Origin of the sequence: Nostoc sp. 2RC (assembly GCF_014222165.1) — a bacterium.
Lineage (GTDB): Bacteria > Cyanobacteriota > Cyanobacteriia > Cyanobacteriales > Nostocaceae > Nostoc > Nostoc linckia.
On record NZ_JACKZU010000026.1, the window covers coordinates 1 to 23,784 of the forward strand.

The window sequence follows — 23,784 nt, forward strand, 5'->3', positions numbered from 1 at the left end:
CCTTTTCCCTTTAACCTTTAACCTTTTCCCCATCCCCCCATCCCCTACCTCCTGTGGAAGAATGAATAGCAACGGTACTGCCAAAACCCTTACAATGATTAGGGTGTATTTAAATCTGTAACAAATATTTATGCCTCCTCGTTGGCCTCGTAAACCCGATCGCAATGACCCAGAGTACCGCAAAATCGATGACCGGATGAATTTTGCGCTGCATGTCGCTATCGCTGCTACTATCAATTCTGGATTGTGGTTCTTCCACATCTTGAAAGATACCAGTTGGGAATGGCTGCCCTGGTTGACTGTCAGTTGGTTAGTAATATTGTTGGTGCATCTAATTTACATTAGTGCGATCGCCAACTACACTGAAACTCCACCCAAATCCACCTGAAGATGGACAGCTGATGCTAGGGCGATTGTAACTTGTGGCAGTAGAATCAGCCTCGTTAATTGAGCAATAATGTAAATAAGCCTGAGATTTTGCGCTCTTTCTCAATGTAGGGTTATTTTTATGGCTAAGACTAATACCTCAGAATTACTAGAAGCCCTAGCAGCCGAAATTGGTGAAAATGTCTATATAGACGTTGCTAAATGGCATCTTTATTTATCTAATGCCAAACTGCATACAGTTGTTGCTGAAAAACTATATCCTTTAATTACTTCTAACTCTGTAAGTGAAGACCAAGTTACACAAGTGTTGGAATCCATTTCAGTAAAAATTGGCGGTGGCAAACGCGAATTGCCTTTGATTGATTTGCTGCCGTTGCAATGCCAGGTGAATTTAGTAGATATTTTGGAAAAATATCAACGCGAAATTTAATAAAAAAGAATTCAGAATTCAGAATTCAGAAATCAGAATAAGTTCTGTGGCTTTGGCAAGTTTGTATTGAAACTTGCGGTGATTTTTCATGTAAATTTATTGAGGTTAGTTGTATGTTGTTACAAATAAAAGATAGTGGTGAGTTGGTAAAGATTCTGGAAATTGAAGAATTACTCGACCCTAACACTGATGTTGTTCGCGGACAAGACCAAGAAGGTCAAGAAGAACAAGAACCCGATACTTTTAAAAAAGAAAATCTCGTTTTTCCTTCTGGTGAAGGTTTACCGCGCTGTTGGTTAGATGCTGATTACCGAACTGCTAATAGTTAGGGACTTCCAGATCAAAAATATTCAATTATTTATTGTGGGGCGGGCATCTTGCCCGCCCAATTTATATGGCGGGCAAGATGCCCACCACACAAGATTAGATAATTTATTTCTTGAAGTTACCTTATTAATTTAAAACCAGGAGATTGGGTTTTAGTTTGGTTTTTGCGAGGTACAAAATCTCATCTTGTTATGTTAAAAGAAGTGATAGAATTATTCATATTAAAAATCTACCCGTCTTTTAAGGCAAACATTTATTCAAGCACGTAAACTTACCTGACTCAATCTTCACTAAGACAGCTTCACTCTGGCGTTCCCCCTTCTGAAACTTCAGTTCGTTTCCTGATGTTAGTTTGGCGGAAAGATTCGTCTGTGGTAATTTTTGCAAAATTGTTTCTCTCGAAGGTTGGGGTGACAAAGAGTTAATAAAAGCTTGAGCAGCATCATAACTAGTGGCTGTGCGCCAACTAATATCTCCTCCCCATAGTCGCTTTGCAGTTTGCGAAAAGTCTCTAGCTTGTGGTGCTTCTCTAAACCAAGGTACAGCAACAACTAAGCCTTCAACAGCATTTCCACCATCTTGTAAGGTTTTCTGATTATATAAAGTATCACCACCTAACAACTTTAGTCCTAACTTATTATCAGCATTTGCTTTAGCAATATCGAGTGTTGTGGCTATATATTGTACACTTGGGAACAATACAATCCCCTGTACCTGTTTAGATGCACTATCTTTAAGTTCTTGCTCAATATTCAGTGTCTCATTGTTCAAATCTATCAAACTAATAATTTGACCTTTAAAGTTAATTCTAAACTCTCCCATCAAAGTGTTGCTATAAGAGTTATCGGAATTATAAACAATCATAACTTTATTTAAACGAGAATCAATAGCATATTTAGCTAACTTTTCACCAGATGCAGCATCAGAAGGTGTTGTTTTAAAGAAATCTTTTCCTTGTAAAGTGTTAGCAGTGCTAGTAGGAGAGATAACAGGTATATCTGCTTGTTCGTATATATTAAAAGCAGCTTTTGTAGTTGTGCTAGAACCATGCCCAATTACTCCCAATACAGATTTATCATTAGCCAGTTGTTGAGCTATTTTTTGGGCTTGTTTTGGATCATCACCATCGTTAGCAATGACAATTTCCAGCAATCGATTATCACGACCACCATTGGCATTAAATTGGTCTTGGGATTGTGCAACTCCACGCAATATTTCTAGAGCTCTATCTCGTCCATTTTCTGCGGGTACAACCACTGCTAAAGTGAATGGATTACCTCTTTGACGAGCTATTGCATTATTGTAGTAAATCCGCACTTCTGGATCGCTGCGATTAGCCGTTATAGCCTGTCGAAATAATTCAATGGCTTGTGAGTAATTACCTTGTTTAAATGCTTCAATACCTTGGTCGCGGTAAGTGTTGGGGATAGAGAAAAAGAGAGTGCGATCGCCACGACTAATATTATTCTGAATATTGTTAGGAATCAATGAATTCTGCTTGTAACCACAACTACCATCAACTTTTTGTTGACCTTCATCACAGGAAGTTGAAAATCGATAAACAACAATACTACCTATGGAAATCCCTAGTAAAATTAAACCCAAGATGACTGGGCGAATCAAAGCTTTTTGATTTTGCAATGATTCAATTGTTACTAACCTTTTTTTTAACTGTTGTTGATAAATTTGGGCTTGTTGTTTCTCTAGTTTTTCTTGTTGTTCAATTTCTGCTTCAATTTCGCGTAGTTTATATTTTGCCGATTCTCTATCAGCTTCAATTTTTAAAACTTTCTGAAATGGAGCTTTTGCCTCGATAAACTTTCGTTGTTTTATCAAATTATTGCCATAAGCTTCTAATGCGAGTAAAAAACCTTCTTTATTACGTATATAATCTATTTGGTAAGCTCGCTCGTAGATTTCCAGAGATTTTTTAAAATTGTAAATCTCCAAGTATTTCTCTGCTAAAGCAGCTAAAGTACTAAAGTGATTAGGATTGAGTTTTAAAATTTCCTCGTAAGCATCTATAACATTTTGATTTTTACCATCTTGATGCAGTTTGATTGCTTCTTCACTTATTCTATTAATTTCTTCTTCTCTAAATTTTTCTAATCTCCATATTGCTTTTTTTAATGGGTGATTTTCCACTAACCAGCGACGGACTAACTCAATTTTTACTCGGCGCTCTGTCTCATCTAAAAAACCATTTAAGGTTAACTTTTTAGCAGCTTTTTTCAATTCAATTGTTACAATAACTCCATATTTATTTAGTAATATTAATGGATCTTCTGGAAACGATTCACTTTGCTCTATAGCTATTTTTTGAGCTTCCGCTACTGCTGAAAATACTACTTTTTCATCTACAGATAGTCCATACCAAAACCCTACTAATCCGGGTTCTACACTTTCAATTGTTTTGTCTACAATACCTTCGACATCAGAACGAGTAACTTTCCATATCTTGGCAATTTTTGCTTGCAAAAAAAGATTAAAACAGATAGCTTGGGTAAAATAGGGATGCCCTGATGAAAGTTCAAAAATTGCTCTGATTGCATCTTCCTCGTACTCCAGCATACCTTGTGCTGGTTTAGTAATTAGTTGTTTAGTAGTTATTTCATCTAGTAAATCAACTTTTTGATATGGCGGAGTGTTGAATAAATCAACTAGATTTTGTAAATCATGTTGAGTTCGCCCAACTACAGGAATAATGAATAATTTTTCTTGCTGGTCTAGAAGTGATTGCAAATATCTGAAAAAATTATTACCATGATTTAATATGTTATCATCACTACTGATAATATCAAATTCATCCAGTAATATCACTAGATTTCTATCACCTAATATCTGATAAACTCTTGGTAAAAAATTATTGGAAAATATATCTAGATTATTCTCCAATTCTTCTTTAGAAGGAAGTGAAATAATGTCTGAATTTAACTCTAAAGTTTCTGCGATCGCTTCAGATAATTTATGTAATATCTCACTTAGAGACGATTGACTGTGACCTTGCAAATCAAAATTAATAAAAACAAATTTATTCTCAGCCAGTTTGTGAGGAATTTGTTGAAGTACTGAAGATGTACCAATGCGTCGTTGACCGTGCAATAAAAGAATTCTTGTATTACTATTAAGACAATCTTCAATAAACTTAAATAAATTGTCCCGTCCGAAAAACTTTTCCGGTTCATAGATTGAACGACCGATGATGTAAGGATTTCTGCGAGCAGTAGAGTTATTCATATAAAAAAGCTACCCTGGTGTCTCAAGGTGAACATTGCTGCAAGCATTTAAACTGACCTTGCTCAATCGTTACAAGAATGGCTTTACTTTGGCGTTCTCCGTTCTTAAATTTCAGATCGTCTCCTGATGTTACTAGCTTATCTTCTGATGTTCCCTTGGGGGAAAGATTTAAGTTTTGTAGTCGTTGCAGAATTGTTGCTCTTGAAGGTCGTGAAGACAGAGATTTAATAAAAGCTTGAGTAGCGTCATAACTGGTGGCTGTACGCCAACTAATATCTCCTAACCATTGTTGTTTTGCAGCTTGGGAAAAATCTTTAGCTTGTGGTGCTTCCCTAAACCAAGGCACAGCAAGAGCTAAGCCTTCAACATTTTTACCATCATCTAATGTTTTTTTATTGTATAGGCTGTCACCACCTAACAACTTTAGTCCTAAATTTTTATCAAGATTGACTTTAGCTACCTCAAGTGCTGTGGCTGTATATTTTATGTCTGGGAATAGCATAACCGCTTGCACTTGTTGAGATGCACTTTCTTGAAGTTCTTTTTCTATATCTAGCTTCGGATCTGTAACATCTATCAGGCGAAAAATCTCACCTCTAAAATTATTTTTAAATTCTGCTTTAAGACTATTACTATAAAGGCTTTGAGGATTATAAAAAATAACAACTTTCTTTAAAGAGGAACTTGTAGCATATTTACCTAATTTTTCACCAAATGCAGCATCGGAAGGAGTTGTTCTAAAGAAGTTTTTTCCTTGTAAAGTGTTGGCACTGCTGGTAGGAGAAATAATAGGTATATCTTCTTGTTTGTATATATTCAGAACTGCTTGTGTGGTTTGGCTAGAGCCATGGCCAATTACCCCCAGTAAATAGTCTTTATGAACTAATTTTTTAGCTATTTTTTTGGCTTGTTCTTCGTCATTAGCGTCATTGGCAATTAAAATTTCTAGCAATCGACCATTCTGACCGCCATTAACATTAAATTGTTCTTGTGATTGTGCAACTCCACGCAAAATTTCTTGAGCTTTGGATTGGTCATTTCCAGGTACAACCACTGCTAAAGTTAAGGGACTATACTCTTCTCCCGTTTTAGCCTTGTCGTTAGCTTTGGCATTGTTATAGTAAATTCGTAATTCTGGATCGTTGCGATTGTTGCGATTATCCGTTATGGCATTTTCAAATAATTCAATGGCTTTAGAGTAATTACCTTCTTTAAATGCTTCTATGGCTTGGTCAGGGCGAGTGTTATTATTTGTAGAAAATAAAATGCGATCGCCACGACTAATATTACTCTGAATATTATCATCTGCTTTTGGTGTAGTCGTTGGAGTTTGTGTTGGTGAAGGATTAGGAACTGAAGAAGATAGATTGACAGCAATATTACCACCTAGAAGGGCAATCAATCCTACGATTATACCTAATATAACTCGTTGGCGAACAGGATTTTTTGAGTTATTTATATCAGATTTAGTTAATTTTTCCTCAACTTGTTGTATTTGGAGAACTTCCTGTTTTTCGAGTTCAGTGTTAATTTCTGCAATTTGTTCTTTTACTGATTCCTTCTCAGGCTCAATTTCTAAAGCTCTATCAAACTGAATTTTTGCCTTAGTTAATTTTCCTTGTTTCCTCAAATCTTTTCCATAGGCTTCTAGTGCTTGTAAAAGATTTTCTTTATTCTCGATACGGTTATAGTGATAAGCTCGCGTGTAGAGTTCCAAGGATTTATCAAAATTTTCAATATCCAAGTACTTTTTAGCTAGAAGAGGTATAGTCTCGAAATGATTTGGATTGAGTGCCAATATTCTTTCATAATGGTCTATCATATCTTGAATATTTTTATCGCGATACAATTCTAATTCTTGTTTTGAAATTCGATCTATTTCTTCTTCTTTAATTTTTTTTAATTCATTTCTTACTTCATTGAATGGGTGAAATTTGACTAACCAGCGACGGACTAATTCAATTTTGATTCGTGCTTCTTTCTCTGTGCCTTCCAAATAACCTTTCTTAACTAACTGCTTTGCGGCTTCAATTATTTCTTCTGTCTGGATAATTCCATAACTTTTCAAGAACGTAAATGGATCTTCTGGAGATTTTTCTGTGCGATTAACTATTTTTTTTACCTCTGCTACTGCTGCAAGAAATACTTTTTCATTAATAGATAATCCATCCCATAATCCTTCTAATCCAGATTTAAGACCCTCAATAGTTTCATCTACAATGTTGTCTACATCTTCCCGATTAACTTTATTTTTTGTCCCCGATCTTACTTGAATAAAAATATGAAAACAGATACCTTGGATGAGATAAGGATGGCATGATGAAAGTTCAAAAATTGCATTTATGGCATCTTCTTCGTACTCGAACATACCCCTTGCTGGATTAGTAATTAGTAGCTTAGCACTTATCTCATAAAGTAAATCAATTTTTTGAGTTGGTGGACTGTCGAACAGCTGACACAGGTTTTGTAAATCATCATCAAACCTCCCTAAGACTGGAATAGCAAATAATTGTTTTTGTTTTATTAAAACTGTTTGTAAATATAGGAAGAAATGATTGCGATCGTTAATATTAATCGCAACATCAAATTCATCCAATAAAAGCACTAGTTTTTTATTACCTAATTCCTGACAAACTATTGGTAAAAAAACATCACAAAATATATCTAAATTATTATTAATTCCTGTAGTCGAATGGAATATACTAATATGTTGACATACATCTAATTGTTCGCATATTGTTTCAGCTAATTTATATATAATCTCGCCCGCAGACGAATTGCTGTAACTTTGCAAATCAAAAGAAATAAAGACAAATTTTTCCTGATTTTCCGGTTTAATTTTATGGGGAAGCAGTTTGAGTAGAGAAGATTTACCAATGCGCCGTTGACCGTGTAATAACTGAATTTGTATATTATTATTGAGATTATCTTCAATAAACGCAAATAAATCTTCGCGTCCGAAAAATTTTTCTGGTTTAATAATTGTCTGACCGATAATGTAAGGATTTCTCCAATGATTTCTATTCGTCACATTCTTTCTCTCCACAGGGTTACCTGATTAACTAGCTGTTTCCTATTTCCACCCCACAAAAAATTTTGACGAAACTATTTTTCTACGACAAAGGGATTATTTGAGATATTGTGGTTAGATATTTAATTAGAAAATAGTAAAATTTTTTACTTAATTATAGTGTAAAAAAGATAATAACTGTGTGTATAAATTACATCAAATTTGTCTATTTTTCGTAAAATTTATGTAAAAACTATATTTTTTATAAGTATTTTCACGTTCCGTAAAATTTCCTTACACGATCGCCAACGACAAACAAACTAGTACAATCACTGGTTTTTTCATATTAAACCTCATATACAAAAATTTATAGTACAGATGTACTTAATTGCTGTTAAAATGCCTTACAAGTCAGCTAGCCTTGCTTGAGGTAGTATGAAAAAAATCCCAGACAGCCCAAAAGTTTCACTGTTGCAACCGACACCTGTGACCACTGCCATAGTGCCACTACAACCACAAGAGGAAAAAATCATCACTGACCAGGAGCGTTTAGTCGCGCAAGTTGAACGCATCAACCGTATGGCAGGGGAGCTAGAAGCAGCGATACTGGAGTTGAAAGCGATCGCTAACACACTCAATACTCAAAAAAGTTACCCACTGGTTAAGCCGAACCAATATAAAAATATTTGTCAGTATTTGGCAGTTAGCGTACCTTGGGTGAGAAAAAAATCAGACCAGTCTTTTATTTTGACAACACGAAGAGTTGATTTATTCCGAGCAGAAAGAGAAGCAGCACTACTAGCACAGCAACTACGCCAGCAAACCAAAAAAAGATTAGCGTCCCAGCGACATAGAAAAAACAAGGATGCAAGTGATACCAATTCAAAATTCAAAATCCACGTATTAGGCAAGTCAGATATTAGAAGGGTTTAGGAACGGTCAACAAATCTTAAAGCGATCGCCATTTAAAGGTAATCCACCTCTGAGGTTGTAAAAGTTATGCTGATTGAAGTGTGGTAGAAGCAAGATATTTTCTTCCATTGCCAAAGACCACAAGACAATTGCTAATTGCTAGCAATTATGTTAGCAATTAGCACATTTGCCCTCAAATTTGCACTTGTATAGAATCAGAGTGCAATGTTAGGGACGCTCGATCGGTGTTGAAAAGGGGTAAAAAGAAGGTGTTAAAGACACTTTTAGTGATTGCCGTTGGTTTTTTACCGTCCCTGTTTTCCCTGTGGGTAATCCGCAAAACACGATCGCGATCGCGTTTACGGATGAGGCAAGCAGCCATGAATTTTCCCAGGATGCGACCAGGGGAAAACTTCACATCGCCGGAAGGCGATCGCTATTATTTAGAAGGGGTGGGCTACCTGATTGGTGACATTAGCTGCAAGTTTAATGCCCGATCTGGCTACATTCGCTGTGCCGTGAATCCTGACGGGCCGTGTAACGGTTGTCGCCACTACGAGCCAAAAGAATTAACTGGTAATGAAAAAAAGGCGTAAACTGTTGAGTGTTGACGGTTAACGGTTAACTGTTAACTTGAAACTACATCTGGTTTTAAGGATGGAATGAGTTTAAGCCCTAGTTGACAATAAACTTCTTAGCATATTCCCATGTTTTACTAGGGAATGATAAAATCATGGGCTACTACAATAATTTGTATTTACAAACACTTTGAATATTTGTCTTTGTATGCTCAAATAAAAATGAGTCAGAATTCAGTAGGCAGGAGTAAAAAATTACAATTTATCACTAGTCTAGTATGATTTGTGCATTCATTTATTTAATGTTGCTTTAATTTTTGAACTCTTATGACCTCTGTTAGCGTAGCCATTCTCGCTTCTAGATTCTGACAAAAATGATTTAATATAATTCTTGCAAAAGATTCCAACTTTTTGTTTGAACTTTTGCAAATTTATCTAATAACTGCATGATTATTTAACCATGAAAAAAACTTGTTTTGGAATAACAGCATTATTATCAAGTTGTGCGTTTCTACTAACAGCCTGCGGTGGTGACACCACAACTGTGACCAATTCTCCAAATAATACTCCAAATAGTACTACGAATAACACTGCAACTAACGCCACAGCAACCACGGGTACATTATCAGGTGCAATTCCCATTGGCATTGCCGTTGCTCAAACAAGTAATGTGGCATTGTTGGGTCAAGAACAAGTGGCTGGAGTTAAAATTGCCGAGAAGTATTTTAATGCTAAAGGTGGTGTCAACGGCACTCCCATTAAATTAGTATTTCAAGATACTAGCGGTGATGAACCAGGAGCAATTAACGCAATTCAAACTTTAATTAATAAAGATAAAGTGATTGGCATTGTTGGCCCCACTTTATCACAGCAAGCCTTTAGCGCTGACCCCGTTGCCGAACGTGCAAAAGTACCAATTATTGGCCCATCAAATACAGCGAAAAATGTTCCTGAAATTGGTGATTATGTTGCCCGCGTTTCTGCACCAGTTTCCGTGGTTGCTCCCAATTCGGTGAAAGCTGCACTCAAGCAAAATCCCCAAATTAAAAAAGTAGCAGTTTTCTATGCTCAAAATGATGCATTTAGCAAATCAGAAACGGAAATTTTTCAACAAGCGGTGAAGGATGGCGGACTGGAATTAGTAACAGTCCAAAAGTTTCAAACTAGCGATACAGATTTTCAAAGCCAAGCTACCAATGCAATTAATCTTAAACCAGATTTGGTGATTATTTCTGGCTTAGCTGCTGATGGTGGTAACTTGGTGCGACAATTGCGAGAACTGGGTTACAAAGGTTTAATTGTTGGTGGTAATGGTTTAAATACATCAAATCTCTTGCCAGTTTGTAAGGCGCTTTGTGATGGCGTATTAATTGCTCAAGCCTATAGTCCAGAACATCCAGGGGAAATAAACGCCGCATTTCGTAAAGCTTACATTGACGAATATAAAAAAGAACCACCCCAATTTAGCGCCCAAGCTTTTGCCGCAGTGCAAGTTTATGTGGAAGCTTTAAAATCTTTAGATAACAAGAGCAAAGTTAATAAATTACAACTACCAGAATTACGGACGCAATTAAATAAAGAAATACTTGCTGGGAAATACAATACACCACTGGGTGAAATTGGTTTTACTCCCGTGGGTGAAGTTGTGCAAAAAGATTTTTATGTAGCCCAAATTAAGATGGAAAAAGATGGCAGTCAAGGTAAATTTACATTTTTGAAATAGTTGCTACATGGATATTAGTGTATTTTTGCAGCAATTATTAAACGGCCTGTCCATTGGCAGTGTCTATGCGATTTTTGCCCTGGGATATACCTTGGTTTATTCTATTTTGGGCATTATTAATTTAGCTCATGGAGCAATTTTTACCTTGGGTGCATATTTTACCTATGCACTCATGGGTGGTAACTTTGGGTTTAATGGCTTATTAGCAAATGCAGCCTTACCGATAAAATTACCATTTGCTATTGCTTTGATTTTAGGAAGTACCTTGGCGGGATTAGTAGGGGTAATAATGGAACGAGTTGCTTTTCAACCTCTGCGCCGTCAAGGTTCCGATCCTTTGCTAACTGTTGTTTCCAGTTTGGGAGTAGCAGTGGTAATTGTGAATTTAATCCAGTATTTAGTAGGCGCAGAAAGTTACACTTACCCAGCAAATACCTATGGGAATTTACCACCTTCTATTAACTTTGGGACTCAAGATAAAGAAATTCCCATTCGCACCGTTCAAATCGTAATTTTTGGTGTATCAGTAGGGATTGTGGCAATTCTCAGCTATTTTATCAATGGTACAAAACATGGTAAGGCAATGCAGGCGATCGCTGAAGATCCAATTACTGCGAGTTTGTTAGGAATAAATAGCGATCGCTTCATCATCTTAACATTTTTTATCAGCAGTTTCCTAGCAGGATTAGCAGGAACTTTAGTCGCTTCTAGTGTTAGTATTGCCGGCCCATATTTTGGTATTGCCTTTGGTTTGAGAGGTTTAGCAGTAATTGTATTGGGTGGGTTGGGTAGCATTCCCGGCGCAGTTTTAGGAGGATTACTCATTGGATTAGTTGAAGCTTTCGTCCCAGCAGAATATTCCGGTTATAAAGATGCTGTAGCCTACGGAATATTATTTATCATGTTGTTAGTTAGACCCCAAGGTTTGCTAGGTCGTCGGTTTATTCAAAAAGTTTAAATAGACGTAGCGCTATGAAAACATACACCAAACAAAAGTTAACTTTTGATGATTTTTTAGAACAGTGTCCAGAGGAAGGTTTATATGAACTGGTGGATGGAGAAATTGTAGAAGTGCGTGCAACTAGAAATCATGATGATGTCGCTAATTTTACATTATTTGGTTTCAATGATGAAATTAGACGACTCAATCTAAATTATGTAGTTAATAACACAGCAGTTTTGAAAACTCTAACTGTCAATGGGATAGAACAAGGGCGTAAGCCTGATGTTAGTGTAATAGATAAAGATGTATGGCGTTCAAATCGTTCTGCTTATTCTGCACTTGAAGAACCCATCCAGTTAGCCATAGAAATAACATCAACTAATTGGGAAGATGACTACATTGATAAATTAGATGAATATCAACGTTTAGGCATTAAAGAATATTGGATTGTAGATTATTTAGCAATTGGTTCAAGAGAGTATTTAGGAAATCCTAAAGTTCCCACTGTGTTTGTTTTTCTACTAGATGCAGAAGGTAAATACCAACGCACAGACTTTAGAGGTTCAGAACGAATCGGGTCACGAACTTTTCCTGAACTAACGCTGACAGCAGAACAAATATTAACAGCTTAAAGAAGAATACAGAATTCAGGAGTCAGGAGTCAGAATTCAGAATTCAGAATTAATTAGTGGTAAATTCAGAACTGCAAATAATTGTAGACCACAAGAATTTAAATGAATACTTAAACCCTTTTATTTCGTAACTCCTAAATTCTAACTCCTAACTCCTAACTCCTAACTCCTAACTCCTAACTCCTGAATTCTGACTCCTGAATTCTGACTCCTGAATTCTGACTCCTGAATTCTGACTCCTGAATTCTGACTCCTGAATTCTGACTCCTAACTCCTAACTCCCCAAAATATTTTACAATGTCTGAATTTTTTTCTACTTATGAATCACCGATAGTCTACATGGTATTGGAGGCTTTATTAGGATTATCGCTTTATTTACCACTGATGGCTGGACAATTATCTTTAGCTAGTCCGGGATTTTATGCTTTAGGTGGATATATTGCAGCGATTTTATCTACAAAGGTTTTTCCATCTAGTAATAATTTATTTCCAATTCCATTTCTTTTATTGGAAATGATAATTGCTGGTTTAGTTTCTGGTATATTGGCTGTATTAGTGGGAATTCCGGCATTGCGATTGCGGGGAATTTATTTAGCGATCGCCACTATCGCCTTTGTAGAAGTATTGCGAGTTGTATCCTTAAATTTAGATATTACAGGCGGTGCTGTAGGAATTTTTGGTATTCCTCAACCATTTCAAAGCCAACTTGAATATTTAAAAATTGCTCTACCATTACTATTAATTAGTATGGTATTATTTTATCGTTTAGAACGCATTCGTACAGGTAGAGCATTCATCGCCATTCGCGAAGATGAATTAGCTGCTAGTGCAATGGGAATTAACCCCACTTACTACAAAGTTTTGGCTTTTACTCTGGGAGCCATTCTCGCGGGTATTGTGGGTGTAATTACTGCTCATTTTCTCAATACCTGGAACGCACGACAAGGTACTTTTGATGCCAGTATTACCTATTTAACCATTGTATTAATTGGTGGTTCAAGAACTTTTTTAGGTTCGGTGGTAGGTGCGATCGTATTGAAAGTTTTATTAGAAATTATTTTGCGGAGAATAGCTGATATAGGGGGATTGCCTATTTGGTTAGCTCAATTTTTGCGCGATGGTAGATTGATGATTTTTGGTTGTTTAATTGTCTTAGGAACTATCTTTTTTCCTCAAGGATTTGTGACTCCAGATATTTTAAAAAAATCTAAAAAGCAATTACTAAAGTTATTTTTTAACAGAACAAAACAAACAAATTAATTAGATGAAGACTAAATATAATTATGTTGTAATTGGTGCGGGTTCGGCTGGTTGTGTCCTTGCTAACCGATTGACAGAAGATGCCCAAACTACTGTGTTATTACTGGAAGCCGGAAATCCGCCGAATTTACCAGAACACGAAATTCCTATAGGCTGGCCACAACTTTGGGGTACAGACGCGGACTGGGCATATTCTACAGAAGAAGAACCCTATATTTATAATCGTAAAATCTATTGTCCGCGCGGGAAAGTTTTGGGCGGCAGCAGTGCGATCAACGCCATGATTTATATTCGAGGTAGTCGGTATGATTACGATCGCTGGGAAAAGTTAGGCAATGTTGGTTGGAGTTATGAAGATGTGTTGCCGTATTTCAAAAAATCTGAAAATCAACAGCGAGGAGCATGTGAATTTCACGGAGTTGATGGATTTTTGAGTGTCACAGACCTCATAGCCAAGAGCATCGTCTCACAAAAATTTGTGGAAGCCTCTGTTGAATTGGGTTATGGACACAATCCAGATTTCAATGGCCCACAACAGCACGGAGCCGGATTTTATCAGTTAACAATTAAAGATGGCAAGCGCCATAGTACAGCAACGGCGTTTCTACTACCGATTTTGCACCGTCCCAACTTAACCGTTACCACTGGTGCATTAGTTACTAGGTTATTGTTTGAGGGAACGCAAACCGTGGGGGTAGAATACATCCATCAGGGAACGATACACCAAGTTTGGGTAGAACAGGAAGTGATTTTAAGCGCTGGCGCTATTGATTCACCAAAGCTGTTGATGCTCTCTGGGATTGGTAAGGCAGAACATCTCAAGACTTTGGACATTCCTGTGGTTGTTGATTTACCTGGTGTCGGTGAAAATCTCCACGATCACCTCTTAGTCGGCGTTGCACACGAAGCAACCCAGGATATTCAACCCGCCCTCACCTCTAATATTGCCGAAGTTGGATCGTTTGTACATAGTGAAGGTCGTTTAGATGCTCCGCCAGATTTACAGTTTTTCTGTGCCCCTGTTTTTTGGACACATCCTGCTTATGCGCGTTCTGTGTCGGGATTTACCGCTACAGCTTGTATAACTAATCCCGAAAGCCGTGGTAGTCTTAGCCTGCGTTCTGGTTCACCCAAAGACCCACCGATAATTCGGATGAACTATTTGGAAAGTGAATCTGATTGTCAAACGCTCCTGGCAGGAATCAAAATTTGTCGGCAAATATTCCAATCAAGTGTATTTGACGAATTACGAAAAGAGGAAGCAGCACCTGGTATTGATAATAAAACTGATGAAGGACTTCTAGCTTATATTCGGGAAACCTGCGATAGTGTGTACCATCCAGTGGGCACTTGTAAAATGGGAACTGACCGAGATTCAGTGGTCGATCCGGAACTAAAAGTGTATGGTGTTGCAGGCTTGCGTGTAGTAGATGCATCAATTATGCCAAAAATTACTACGGGAAATACTAATGCACCAACCATCATGATTGGTGAAAAAGCAGCCGATTTGATTAAAGCTGTGGCGCAATGACAAACAACATTATTTTAGAAGCCAAATCACTGACTCGCCGCTTTGGGGGTTTAGTGGCGGTGAATAATGTATCTTTTACAGTCAATCAACATGAAATTTTTGGATTGATTGGCCCTAACGGTGCTGGGAAAACAACACTGTTTAATTTGATTACAGCTTTTATTCCCCTTTCTAGTGGAGAATTACGCTATCAAGGTGCTAATATTTCCCAACTCCGTCCGCATCAAATTGCAGGTTTAGGTATTGCTCGGACTTTTCAAAATATTCGCTTATTTGGGGAATTATCAGCCTTAGAAAATATAATAATTGCCCGACATTTAGATAATAAAAGTAATGTATTAACAGGAGTTTTCGGATTACCACAAGCGCGTCGGGAAGAGAAAAAAAGTAGGCAAAAAGCTTTACAATTATTGGAGATGGTGGGCTTGAGCGATCGCGCCGAAGAAAAAGCGAAAAACCTCGCCTATGGTGACCAACGCCGCTTAGAAATTGCCCGTTCTCTAGCCCTAAAACCGCAAATTTTACTTCTCGATGAACCAGCTGCGGGAATGAACCCCTATGAAAAACAGCAGCTAAGTGAGTTTATCCGCAGCCTGCGAGAACAGTTTAGTTTAACAATTGTGCTGATTGAACATCACGTACCATTAGTAATGGGTTTGTGCGATCGCATTGCCGTGTTAGATTTTGGACAATTGATTGCTTTGGGCGAACCAGCTGTAGTTAGAAATGATCCGGCTGTGATTGAAGCTTATTTGGGTAATGAGTAACCGGGAAATTTAAGCAGACAAAGCCGTGATAAATTCTTCTAAAGAATTTACTGCGATCGCACTATCCATTAAACTTTCTAATTTTTCCACACTCTCGCCCTCAAGCCTGACTTCCACCTCACGGGGAATTTCGCCAAAGCGTCGTTGCAATACTCGGATTAACTGCCGTTTTACACCTTGCTGGAGTCCTTGCTGGAGTCCTTCACTTAAAATTTCTTGATACCAAGGCGATTCTCGCAATATTGCCATATCCCACCTCATGATTTGTTGCACTAAAGGTGTGTCTAACACAAAGCTAGCAAAAAATGCCAGCAATGATTCTAATTGATCTAACTGTGCATCTGCTCGCAATATTTGTAATGCCCGTTGCACTACTGATGCTTCTGCGCCTCCTCGCAGAATCGGCACAAATGGTAACAACGACGGTAACGGTTGCCCAAAAACTATTTCTGCGTCCACTTCCCACAAATTAATTACGCGATAATCTTGAATAGCACGTAATCCCAAAAATTCCTGCTCGTAACTACTGACAATAGTTAAGCTGGATGGAGGCGGTAAGATGTTGACGAGTACTGGGTAAATTGGTAGTCGATAGCGTTCATGTGCCAAAGCAGCATAGGCTCTCATACGTAATGGCATATGTGCTGTATAACGCAACTGTAGTTCATTTAATACCAGAAAATCTCCGTGAGTAGGACTGTATGCTTTCACCAAAACATCTGTTTCGCGGCTAATCCATTGAAACTCCGAACCAAGAATTTCTTTTGCCACGACTTCAGGACGCTGTGTTACCCACTGCACCCATGCATCGGGAGCTAAATTAATTAATCGCTTACCACCAATATCTGCTGCTTTTGCCACAGGACACTCGATATCGTTATCAATAGACTTCTTGCAGAATTTGGGAAAAGGGGAAGGGTAAAGGGGGAAAGGTTTGGTATTTTCCCTTTCCCCTTTAACCTTTTCCCTTTTCCCACAAGAGTGCAAAAAGCACTTTTCCACTCTTGTCTAATAAATGCTACACCACAAAGATAGCAGTATTTCCGCGTTGATTTTTAGGGTTAACTAATCCTACTGTTTTAGGAAACGTATTATTGATGTATGTTAGGTGTTGTCCCAAGATTAAATATTTATAGATATTAACTGCCAATGAACGCTGATACTAGACCAAATTACACTATTTTGGAAATTCAAGAACTTGATGTAAATTATGGCGGTATTCAAGCTCTGAAGAAAATTAATTTAATTATTAAAAAAGGCGAGGTAGTTACTTTAATTGGTGCTAATGGTGCAGGGAAAACTACTACCCTCAGGGCTATATCTAAAATAGTTAATCCTCAAAGTGGTGCAATTATCTATGATGGGCGAAATATTACCCGCCGCCAAGCTCATGAAGTGGTGCAACTTGGTATTGCTCATTGTCCAGAAGGGCGGAGAGTATTAGCACGGCAAACAGTATTGGATAATTTATTTTTGGGTGCTTATATTCGCTCCAATCAAGCAGAAATTAAAGAAGATATTGGCCGTCAATTTGAGCTATTTCCACGTTTATCACAAAGACGCAATCAACTAGCAGGAACCTTGAGCGGTGGAGAGCAACAAATGTTAGCGATCGCCCGTGCTTTAATGAGTAGGCCAAAGCTATTACTTTTAGATGAACCTAGCTTAGGTTTAGCGCCGGCCATTGTCCGGGAAATTTTCTCAATTATTGAAAATCTGCGGGCTACTGGCGTGACTATTTTATTAGTTGAACAAAACGCTAACCTTGCACTACAAATTGCAGATAGAGGGTATGTTTTAGAAGCTGGTTCTATTACTTTAACAGGTGCAGCATCAGAATTAATTAGTGATGAGCGAGTGAAAAAAGCTTATTTAGGATAATTAAATTAAAACTTTGAAGGTACAAACACATGGTAAAATCACTAGCTAAAACCCTAACTTTAGAAGAGTTTTTGAAACTACCAGAAACAAAACCAGCGAGTGAATATATCAACGGTCAAATTATTCAAAAACCAATGCCACATGGAAAACATAGTATTCTTCAGGGTGAACTAGTGAGTAATATCAATTCTCTAGTCAAGCCTCAGAAAATTGCCCTTGCATTTCCAGAATTGCGCTGTAGCTTTGGTGGGCGTTCAATTGTACCAGATGTCACGGTATTTGCTTGGGAACGAATTCCCTTAGACGAAAGTGGAGATGTGGCAAATGTCTTTAAAACCTATCCCGACTGGACAATTGAAATCCTTTCAGGATATCAAAACCAAACTAAAGTAACAGGAAATATTTTGCACTGTTTAGAGTATGGTAGCAAATTAGGTTGGTTAATCGATCCAGATGAGCGTTGTGTTTTAGTTTATCCACCAAATCAGCGACCGAAACTTTTCCAAGAAGAACAACAAATATTACCAGTGATTGATTTAGTTAGCGATTTTCAGCTAACTCTAGGGCGATTATTTGGTTGGCTCAAGTTATAAGTAGTTGCATAAAATATATCTGCCTTTGGGAATACTAAAAATAGTAATTTCCTGAAGTTAGAGCAGCATAATGGATTTTGTTAATTTAAGAAAGACTGGTAATAGTTGGGAATTTGCCACTGAAGCTGATTTAGAAGATTTTGTCTGGGCTAATTTAAAGCAGCTACTAGGATTAATTCCTCTGAAGCGACAATATTATGTCAATGGTCAATTTTGCGATATCTTGGCTTTGGGTGAAAATAAGCAGTTAGTAGTCCTAGAATTGAAAAATGGTGAAGATAGATATATTGTCCAACAGCTAACTCGATATTATCATGCTTTAGTAGAAAATAAACCCTTAGAAGAAGAGATAGACTATCAACAACCTATTAGGTTAATAGCTATTAAACCTAATTTTCATAGAGATAACTTTATAGATATAAAGTATAATCATCTAGCTATTAAATTTATTAAATTTGAAATAGTAATATTAGACGAAAATTTATATTTAGAGCTAAAAGACTTAAATACTAGTGAATTATCAAAAGTAAAAATTCCTCATCAGCAAAAAGATATTAACGAAGATATACCCGCTCCTCCTAGAGCGCTTATTAACCGCCTAGCTAAATGTGACAAGTCTAGTGAAAATGAGCGAGAGGCTGTACTCACAATTCGGAAAAAAATTCTTGGCTTTGACAATCGTATCCAAGAGTTTGTTAAAGCTAATACTATTGAATATGGTAAAGGAAAAAATAAGCTTTGTGCTGAATTTTACTTTGGTAATAGTTTTTATGCGTTCCAAAACAGGGCTAATCTATTTTTAAGATTGCCTGAGCCAGAACCATATTTAAAGCAAAATACCCTAAGAATGCATATTTTGACTGATAAAGATTGGACTAGTTTTTATAGGATAATTCACTACCCTAGAGCCTTTATCAGTCATAAAGTTAGAAGTCATGCTATGTATGAATATCCATCTTTTATAGAAACAATAAAAAGATGTGGAGAGGGTGAATTACGAGATGAGCGATCGCGCATCTGCTATGAAAATTATGAAAAACTTATTTTAAGTGAAACTAATTCTCTAGAGCTTTTAGTCGATATTGCTTTAGAAGCTTGGATAAAAAAGTTTTAAAGAAAGCTATACACCTTAACTGAACTGTACCATGTAGGTGTGGGAGTTACATCGACAACCTCTTATAACTATGAATTTTCAAAACAAAGGTAACTAACCTATAATACCTTTATTTCCAGCCTAGAAATCAAATATAAGGATAGCAATCTACATAGGAAATATGATTCTCAAAAAATTACGAAATATTCTGTGACGCTAATGTCTTCACTCACTATTTTCACCTGAAAAGCTTCTCCAATATTTGCAATGAAGGGTTGGAGTTGAATATGAGTAGGACTTTCTAAGTCTATTTTGTGAGGAAAGATGTGTTCGGATTCATCAACGATTGAAAGTTGGAATGAAGGTAATTCTTCGCTGTCAATTGTTTCTAAACGTAAGGAAACACGTTGGCGTTGCTGGTCTTTGGGGGTAATTTCAGCAATCAGTAGAATATGTTGCGAACCTAAGTTAATCGGTGTAACTAGGGTTTTCATAGCAAGACTGCGGGTTGCATAAGATAGCACAGGTTCTGAGGAAATATCTTTCACATGTTCCTGAAATATGCTAGTAACATTGATATTTTTGAATTTATTTAATAAACCTATTTCCTGTATTATATCTTCTGTGTGCTGTGGAGCTTTAGCTCCATAAATATATTCAATCAGAATATCTAGCGATCGCAGTTCATGAATCCCTATATTTACCATCTCTTCATCGTTGGCATGATTTACAGGTAAAAAACCCATAAGTTCAACTTCTCTGAGCATATTATTAAACTGTACGCCAACATAACCAAGCAAATTTTCTATCATTTCTAGGGGTAATTCCAAGTGTGTTTGTCCTGGTAAAATTGGACAACATACTAATCTATAATTTATCTCTGATAAAACTAAATCAGCAATATTAGATATAACTTGATTAGATAATTGCCAGCAATCACTTTGCTCTAAATTTGTATGAATACCCAGGTATTTTAAATAGCGATGCACAGCATAGACACTTAAAGTATTGAGGTAAACTTGCTTTCCTTTTTCAGGTGTCAGCTGTTGAGCAGCGAATTTTTTAGCCAACTGATGTGCTTTTCTTGATAAAGGAACCGTAGATTTATGCATTTTTGCATCACTCATAATAAGTAATCCTGCTTCAATCCAGAATTTAAAGCAACTTGTTGCAGATGTGATTGAATTTTTGACCAATTTCTTCTGTAATATGCGTAGAGGGTTTGTTCGGCCACTCCAAAATCTTGAGCGATCGCTCGCTTGGTTTCTGGTTTATCTTTTAAATACAGTCGCTGAATAATCACTTGAAAATTACATTCAGGATTGTTTCTCAAATGTGATTTTCGCAAAATAAAATCAGGATCTTCATCGATATATTCTTTCAACTTTTTAGCTATAAACTTGATATTTTGCCGTTGAATTTTCTCAATGTACCCTTCGAGTCCATCTAAGCGTGGAGGTTCAAACCCTGTTTCAGATATTACTTCCTGAAAGCTGATACCCGTACTTTCTTCATTCAGTTGTACATCAAGACTAATACCTTGATTTCGCTTGTTTTTGATATCTTTCACTCTCCAATGTAAATTTCCGTTAACCCAACGTACCAAACTGACAGTTAGCGATGGGGGATATTCTTCAAAATCTTGAATATTTCTCCCAAGCCACTCCCAAATTTGATCTAAGGCATCAAAATAATCTTGGTGAGAAGATTGATAAAATCCCGGTAACTGTTGTATTTTGACTATGAGCAAAGAAATAGCCTTGGCTCGTTGTGGACTATCTAAAGACAACTCTGAAGCTTGTTTGATTAATTCTCGAAGCTCTTCATCCATAGCGATTTATGCCTTTTGCTAGCCTCATCATGCATATCTCTACAATTTTTCTCAAGCAGATTCATCAAATTTATGCACAATGAAAAATTAAGAATTCTGAATTCTTAATTCATCAGGCTTAGATGCTCAAAGGTGTTCGCTGACGCGTTTAAATCCAATTGCACAACGCTGCTATGAGTAGAACTCCCAGCCCAGCTAATAGGGGTAGGGCTACGCATTTAACTAAACTTATTGGTGGTTGTTGGGCGATGGTGGAACTCATAATCACAACCGCAGCCACTGGACTCATGGTACGTCCCAACTGCGCCGCCACAGATACCAAAGTTCCGACTTTCACAGGTTCGAGATTGATTTTTGCAGCTATTGGTACGAGAACATTCATCACTGCGATGGCACTAGCACTTCCCGAACCTGTGATTCCTGCCAAAGTAAATGGTAATATCAAACTGGCAAATTTTGCTAAAATCGCCCGATTTGCTAAGGCATTAGTGAGAGTTTCAATTAATCCGTTGGCTTTGATTCCTTCAGTAAAAATTGTCGCCGTAATCACTAAAGAAATAATGTTGGCATAAGCATAACCGGCTCCTTCAAAAAATGCCGTCGGTAGATGATGTAATGCTTTCGGAGTAGTTAACCCAGCAGCAACGATGGCAATTAACATTGCCGCCGCGATCGCTACACTATTATTAGCAAATTCTGTGGGTAATTTCACCACCACAGGCACAACAAATAACAATATCATCGGGAGCAGTGGTACTAATGCTTTGATGTAATTTATGGCAAAATTAATCTCTGGTTTTTCCTCGGTTTTAGTTCTTTTTTCTGAGGCGATGGAAACCAAAATCCAAAAAACCATCAATCCCATGACACTTGCTAATAAATTAATGGGCAAAACTTCCGCAAGGATGCTAGTTGGTGATTTTCCAGTGAGTTCTGCAAGTTTCACCACTTCCACTGCACCAGGATTAAATAACTCACCTCCCATAGAAGAACCAAGTAATAAAAGTGCGCCGGCAATTGTTGGTGCAATTCCAACCGCTAATAATAAAGGTAATAAAACAGTGCCAACAATTGCAGCTGTACTAGATTGACTGACAATTGCCATGTTGACAATGTATGCAGCGATAATTCCGCCGGGAATTAATAGCCATTTGGCATATTGTAAAGGTGCAATTAACACATGTGTGAGGTGGCGATCGCACTCTGTAAGTTTCAGGACATATGCAAATCCCATAGCCGTACAAATTGGTACAACTGTCTTTTCATTCGTCATTTGTTGAGTAATAATGACGAACATTTGAGGCAATTTACCCGCCATCAAAAATAGTGCTACCGCACAGATAAATAAACTCAAACGCACATCAAAACGTTTGAACATCAAAACAACCGCCGTCACAATAATTATCAATGTGACTATAGTTGATACCATCTTGCTCTCCCTGGATAACTGCAAAAATAGTCAAATAATTTTGGATTGTAGTGGTCGTTGACTGTTGACTGTTGACTGTTCGCTGTCAACCATCAACAACAGCAACATTTCACAAATGATTTAAAACTGCTATAGCTATGTAACCATACCCTATGGTTTAATTACTCAAACTCAGCAGGGACAATCTCAAATCCAAAATCCACAATTATTTGACCCTCTATAAATTGCTCGGCTAATATCTTCACAGTTATGCATTAAAATCGGGGTATAAAGTTCAAGAAACGTAAAGTACACAAAGTAGGTTTTACTTCTGACTCTTGACTTTTGTTAACACAGTGGGGCTTAGGCAATTCTAATTTCTGATTCCTGTTACCGATAACTTTTCTAAATAATTAATATTATTAAATAATATTACATTTTTGTCATATATTAATATTTGTACCTCTGCTTGCAGATATCTATATTTGTTTAGCGGCGAATAAAATTCGCCAAAATATTTAAACCCATGAGTCAAACAGTTTGGATCGCAAGACACGCCAACCGCCTCGACTTCGTAAACCCTGATTGGTTTCTCACCGCCGAACGGCGCTACGATCCACCTTTGTCTGATGATGGTATGATTCAAGCCCAGCAGTTAGCAAAGCGTTTACAACAAGAAAATATTACTCATATTTTTGCTTCACCCTTCTTGCGAACCGTGCAAACAGCAAACGCGGTTGCAGAAGTAATGAATTTGTCTATCAAACTCGAAACAGGTTTGAGTGAATGGCTAAATCCTGTTTGGATGACAGAAGAACCCAAAAGACTTACAACTCCAGCTTTAACAGAATTATTTCCCAGAATTGACGTTAGCTATACTCCGCGTATTGCTGCCAATTATCCTGAAACTCAAGTAAAAGTACGGGAACGTTCTGGACAAACAGCCAGATGTTTAGCAAGCGAATTCTTCCCAGACAATATCCTGCTAGTAGCGCATGGTGCATCTGTATTGGGGGCTGCAATGGGCTTAGTTGGGGAAGTTGCCAAAACGGAAGTAAAAGCTTCTTTATGTTCTTTGGTAAAAGTGGTACGTCAGGAACCAGAATGGTTATTAGAACTTAAGGGAGATACTTCCCACTTAACTCACATAGAAGAAGTGATTCGATTTGCTTAAATCCTGCATCAGGATTTGGTATCGCATCTTTCGCTATGTTGGATATATCCTCCAAAAAAAGAATTAA

The 23,784-nt window shown here is 37.3% G+C and carries 21 protein-coding genes; 15 read left to right on the plus strand and 6 right to left on the minus strand.

Annotated features, from left to right (window positions below):
- The first annotated feature begins 130 nt into the window (after positions 1-130).
- The 3 genes from GNE10_RS05150 (at position 131) to GNE10_RS05160 (ending at position 1,146) form a co-directional block, all read left to right on the plus strand.
- Complete coding sequence (locus GNE10_RS05150) at positions 131-388, plus strand: hypothetical protein (protein WP_099073574.1); 258 nt, start codon at positions 131-133, stop codon at positions 386-388.
- A 120-nt stretch (positions 389-508) separates the two neighbouring features.
- Positions 509-817 (plus strand): DUF3181 family protein, encoded by a 309-nt coding sequence (locus GNE10_RS05155; protein ID WP_185563950.1) that lies wholly within the window; start codon positions 509-511, stop codon positions 815-817.
- Positions 818-930: 113 nt separating this feature from the next.
- Entirely contained in the window at positions 931-1,146 is a 216-nt protein-coding gene (locus GNE10_RS05160) for an acetyltransferase (protein WP_185563951.1), read from the plus strand.
- 238 nt (positions 1,147-1,384) lie between these two features.
- Here the strand turns inward: GNE10_RS05160 and GNE10_RS05165 are convergent, their stop codons facing one another.
- Together GNE10_RS05165 and GNE10_RS36340 are read right to left on the minus strand one after the other, a co-directional pair.
- Positions 1,385-4,381: an ABC transporter substrate-binding protein gene (locus GNE10_RS05165; RefSeq protein WP_185563952.1), complete on the minus strand. Its 2,997-nt coding sequence runs from the start codon at positions 4,379-4,381 to the stop codon at positions 1,385-1,387.
- 22 nt (positions 4,382-4,403) lie between these two features.
- Complete coding sequence (locus GNE10_RS36340) at positions 4,404-7,412, minus strand: ABC transporter substrate-binding protein (protein WP_185563953.1); 3,009 nt, start codon at positions 7,410-7,412, stop codon at positions 4,404-4,406.
- A gap of 414 nt (positions 7,413-7,826) precedes the next feature.
- Here GNE10_RS36340 and GNE10_RS05175 point away from each other — a divergent pair, with 414 nt between their 5' ends.
- The 8 genes from GNE10_RS05175 to GNE10_RS05210 all read left to right on the plus strand — a co-directional run bounded on the left by GNE10_RS05175 (position 7,827) and on the right by GNE10_RS05210 (position 15,737).
- Positions 7,827-8,324: a hypothetical protein gene (locus tag GNE10_RS05175; RefSeq protein WP_185563954.1), complete on the plus strand. Its 498-nt coding sequence runs from the start codon at positions 7,827-7,829 to the stop codon at positions 8,322-8,324.
- A 248-nt stretch (positions 8,325-8,572) separates the two neighbouring features.
- Complete coding sequence (locus GNE10_RS05180) at positions 8,573-8,899, plus strand: DUF6464 family protein (protein ID WP_099066685.1); 327 nt, start codon at positions 8,573-8,575, stop codon at positions 8,897-8,899.
- 442 nt (positions 8,900-9,341) lie between these two features.
- Positions 9,342-10,604 (plus strand): ABC transporter substrate-binding protein, encoded by a 1,263-nt coding sequence (locus GNE10_RS05185; RefSeq protein WP_099066684.1) that lies wholly within the window; start codon positions 9,342-9,344, stop codon positions 10,602-10,604.
- A gap of 7 nt (positions 10,605-10,611) precedes the next feature.
- On the plus strand, positions 10,612-11,562 hold the full coding sequence (locus GNE10_RS05190; protein ID WP_185563955.1) for a branched-chain amino acid ABC transporter permease: 951 nt from the start codon (positions 10,612-10,614) through the stop codon (positions 11,560-11,562).
- A gap of 14 nt (positions 11,563-11,576) precedes the next feature.
- Positions 11,577-12,179 carry a Uma2 family endonuclease gene (locus GNE10_RS05195; protein ID WP_185563956.1) on the plus strand — a complete coding sequence of 201 codons (603 nt, stop codon included), beginning with the start codon at positions 11,577-11,579 and terminating at the stop codon, positions 12,177-12,179.
- A gap of 297 nt (positions 12,180-12,476) precedes the next feature.
- Positions 12,477-13,439: a branched-chain amino acid ABC transporter permease gene (locus GNE10_RS05200; RefSeq protein WP_185563957.1), complete on the plus strand. Its 963-nt coding sequence runs from the start codon at positions 12,477-12,479 to the stop codon at positions 13,437-13,439.
- Positions 13,440-13,443: 4 nt separating this feature from the next.
- Complete coding sequence (locus GNE10_RS05205) at positions 13,444-14,970, plus strand: GMC family oxidoreductase (RefSeq protein WP_185563958.1); 1,527 nt, start codon at positions 13,444-13,446, stop codon at positions 14,968-14,970.
- Positions 14,967-15,737, plus strand: coding sequence for an ABC transporter ATP-binding protein (locus GNE10_RS05210; protein WP_099066679.1), 771 nt, complete (start codon positions 14,967-14,969; stop codon positions 15,735-15,737). Before GNE10_RS05205 ends, GNE10_RS05210 begins: the two co-directional genes overlap by 4 nt.
- A 9-nt stretch (positions 15,738-15,746) precedes the next feature.
- Here GNE10_RS05210 and GNE10_RS05215 read toward each other — a convergent pair whose 3' ends face one another.
- Positions 15,747-16,598 (minus strand): DUF4351 domain-containing protein, encoded by an 852-nt coding sequence (locus tag GNE10_RS05215; protein WP_185563959.1) that lies wholly within the window; start codon positions 16,596-16,598, stop codon positions 15,747-15,749.
- 288 nt (positions 16,599-16,886) lie between these two features.
- Between GNE10_RS05215 and GNE10_RS05220 the strand changes: the two genes are divergently transcribed.
- The 3 genes from GNE10_RS05220 to GNE10_RS05230 all read left to right on the plus strand — a co-directional run bounded on the left by GNE10_RS05220 (position 16,887) and on the right by GNE10_RS05230 (position 19,325).
- On the plus strand, positions 16,887-17,618 hold the full coding sequence (locus tag GNE10_RS05220; protein WP_185563960.1) for an ABC transporter ATP-binding protein: 732 nt from the start codon (positions 16,887-16,889) through the stop codon (positions 17,616-17,618).
- Positions 17,619-17,647: 29 nt separating this feature from the next.
- Positions 17,648-18,211: a Uma2 family endonuclease gene (locus tag GNE10_RS05225; protein ID WP_185563961.1), complete on the plus strand. Its 564-nt coding sequence runs from the start codon at positions 17,648-17,650 to the stop codon at positions 18,209-18,211.
- 70 nt (positions 18,212-18,281) lie between these two features.
- The gene (locus GNE10_RS05230) at positions 18,282-19,325 is read left to right on the plus strand and encodes an endonuclease NucS domain-containing protein (protein ID WP_185563962.1); all 1,044 of its coding nucleotides are present in this window, start codon (positions 18,282-18,284) and stop codon (positions 19,323-19,325) included.
- Positions 19,326-19,492: 167 nt separating this feature from the next.
- Here the strand turns inward: GNE10_RS05230 and GNE10_RS05235 are convergent, their stop codons facing one another.
- The 3 genes from GNE10_RS05235 to dcuC form a co-directional block, all read right to left on the minus strand.
- Positions 19,493-20,431 (minus strand): DUF1822 family protein, encoded by a 939-nt coding sequence (locus tag GNE10_RS05235; protein ID WP_185563963.1) that lies wholly within the window; start codon positions 20,429-20,431, stop codon positions 19,493-19,495.
- Entirely contained in the window at positions 20,428-21,135 is a 708-nt protein-coding gene (locus GNE10_RS05240; protein WP_185563964.1) for a hypothetical protein, read from the minus strand. Before GNE10_RS05240 ends, GNE10_RS05235 begins: the two co-directional genes overlap by 4 nt.
- Before the next feature lie 148 nt (positions 21,136-21,283).
- On the minus strand, positions 21,284-22,564 hold the full coding sequence (dcuC, locus tag GNE10_RS05245) for a C4-dicarboxylate transporter DcuC (protein ID WP_185563965.1): 1,281 nt from the start codon (positions 22,562-22,564) through the stop codon (positions 21,284-21,286).
- Between the two features lie 505 nt (positions 22,565-23,069).
- Here dcuC and GNE10_RS05250 point away from each other — a divergent pair.
- Positions 23,070-23,717 (plus strand): histidine phosphatase family protein, encoded by a 648-nt coding sequence (locus GNE10_RS05250; RefSeq protein WP_185563966.1) that lies wholly within the window; start codon positions 23,070-23,072, stop codon positions 23,715-23,717.
- Positions 23,718-23,784 lie beyond the last annotated feature (67 nt).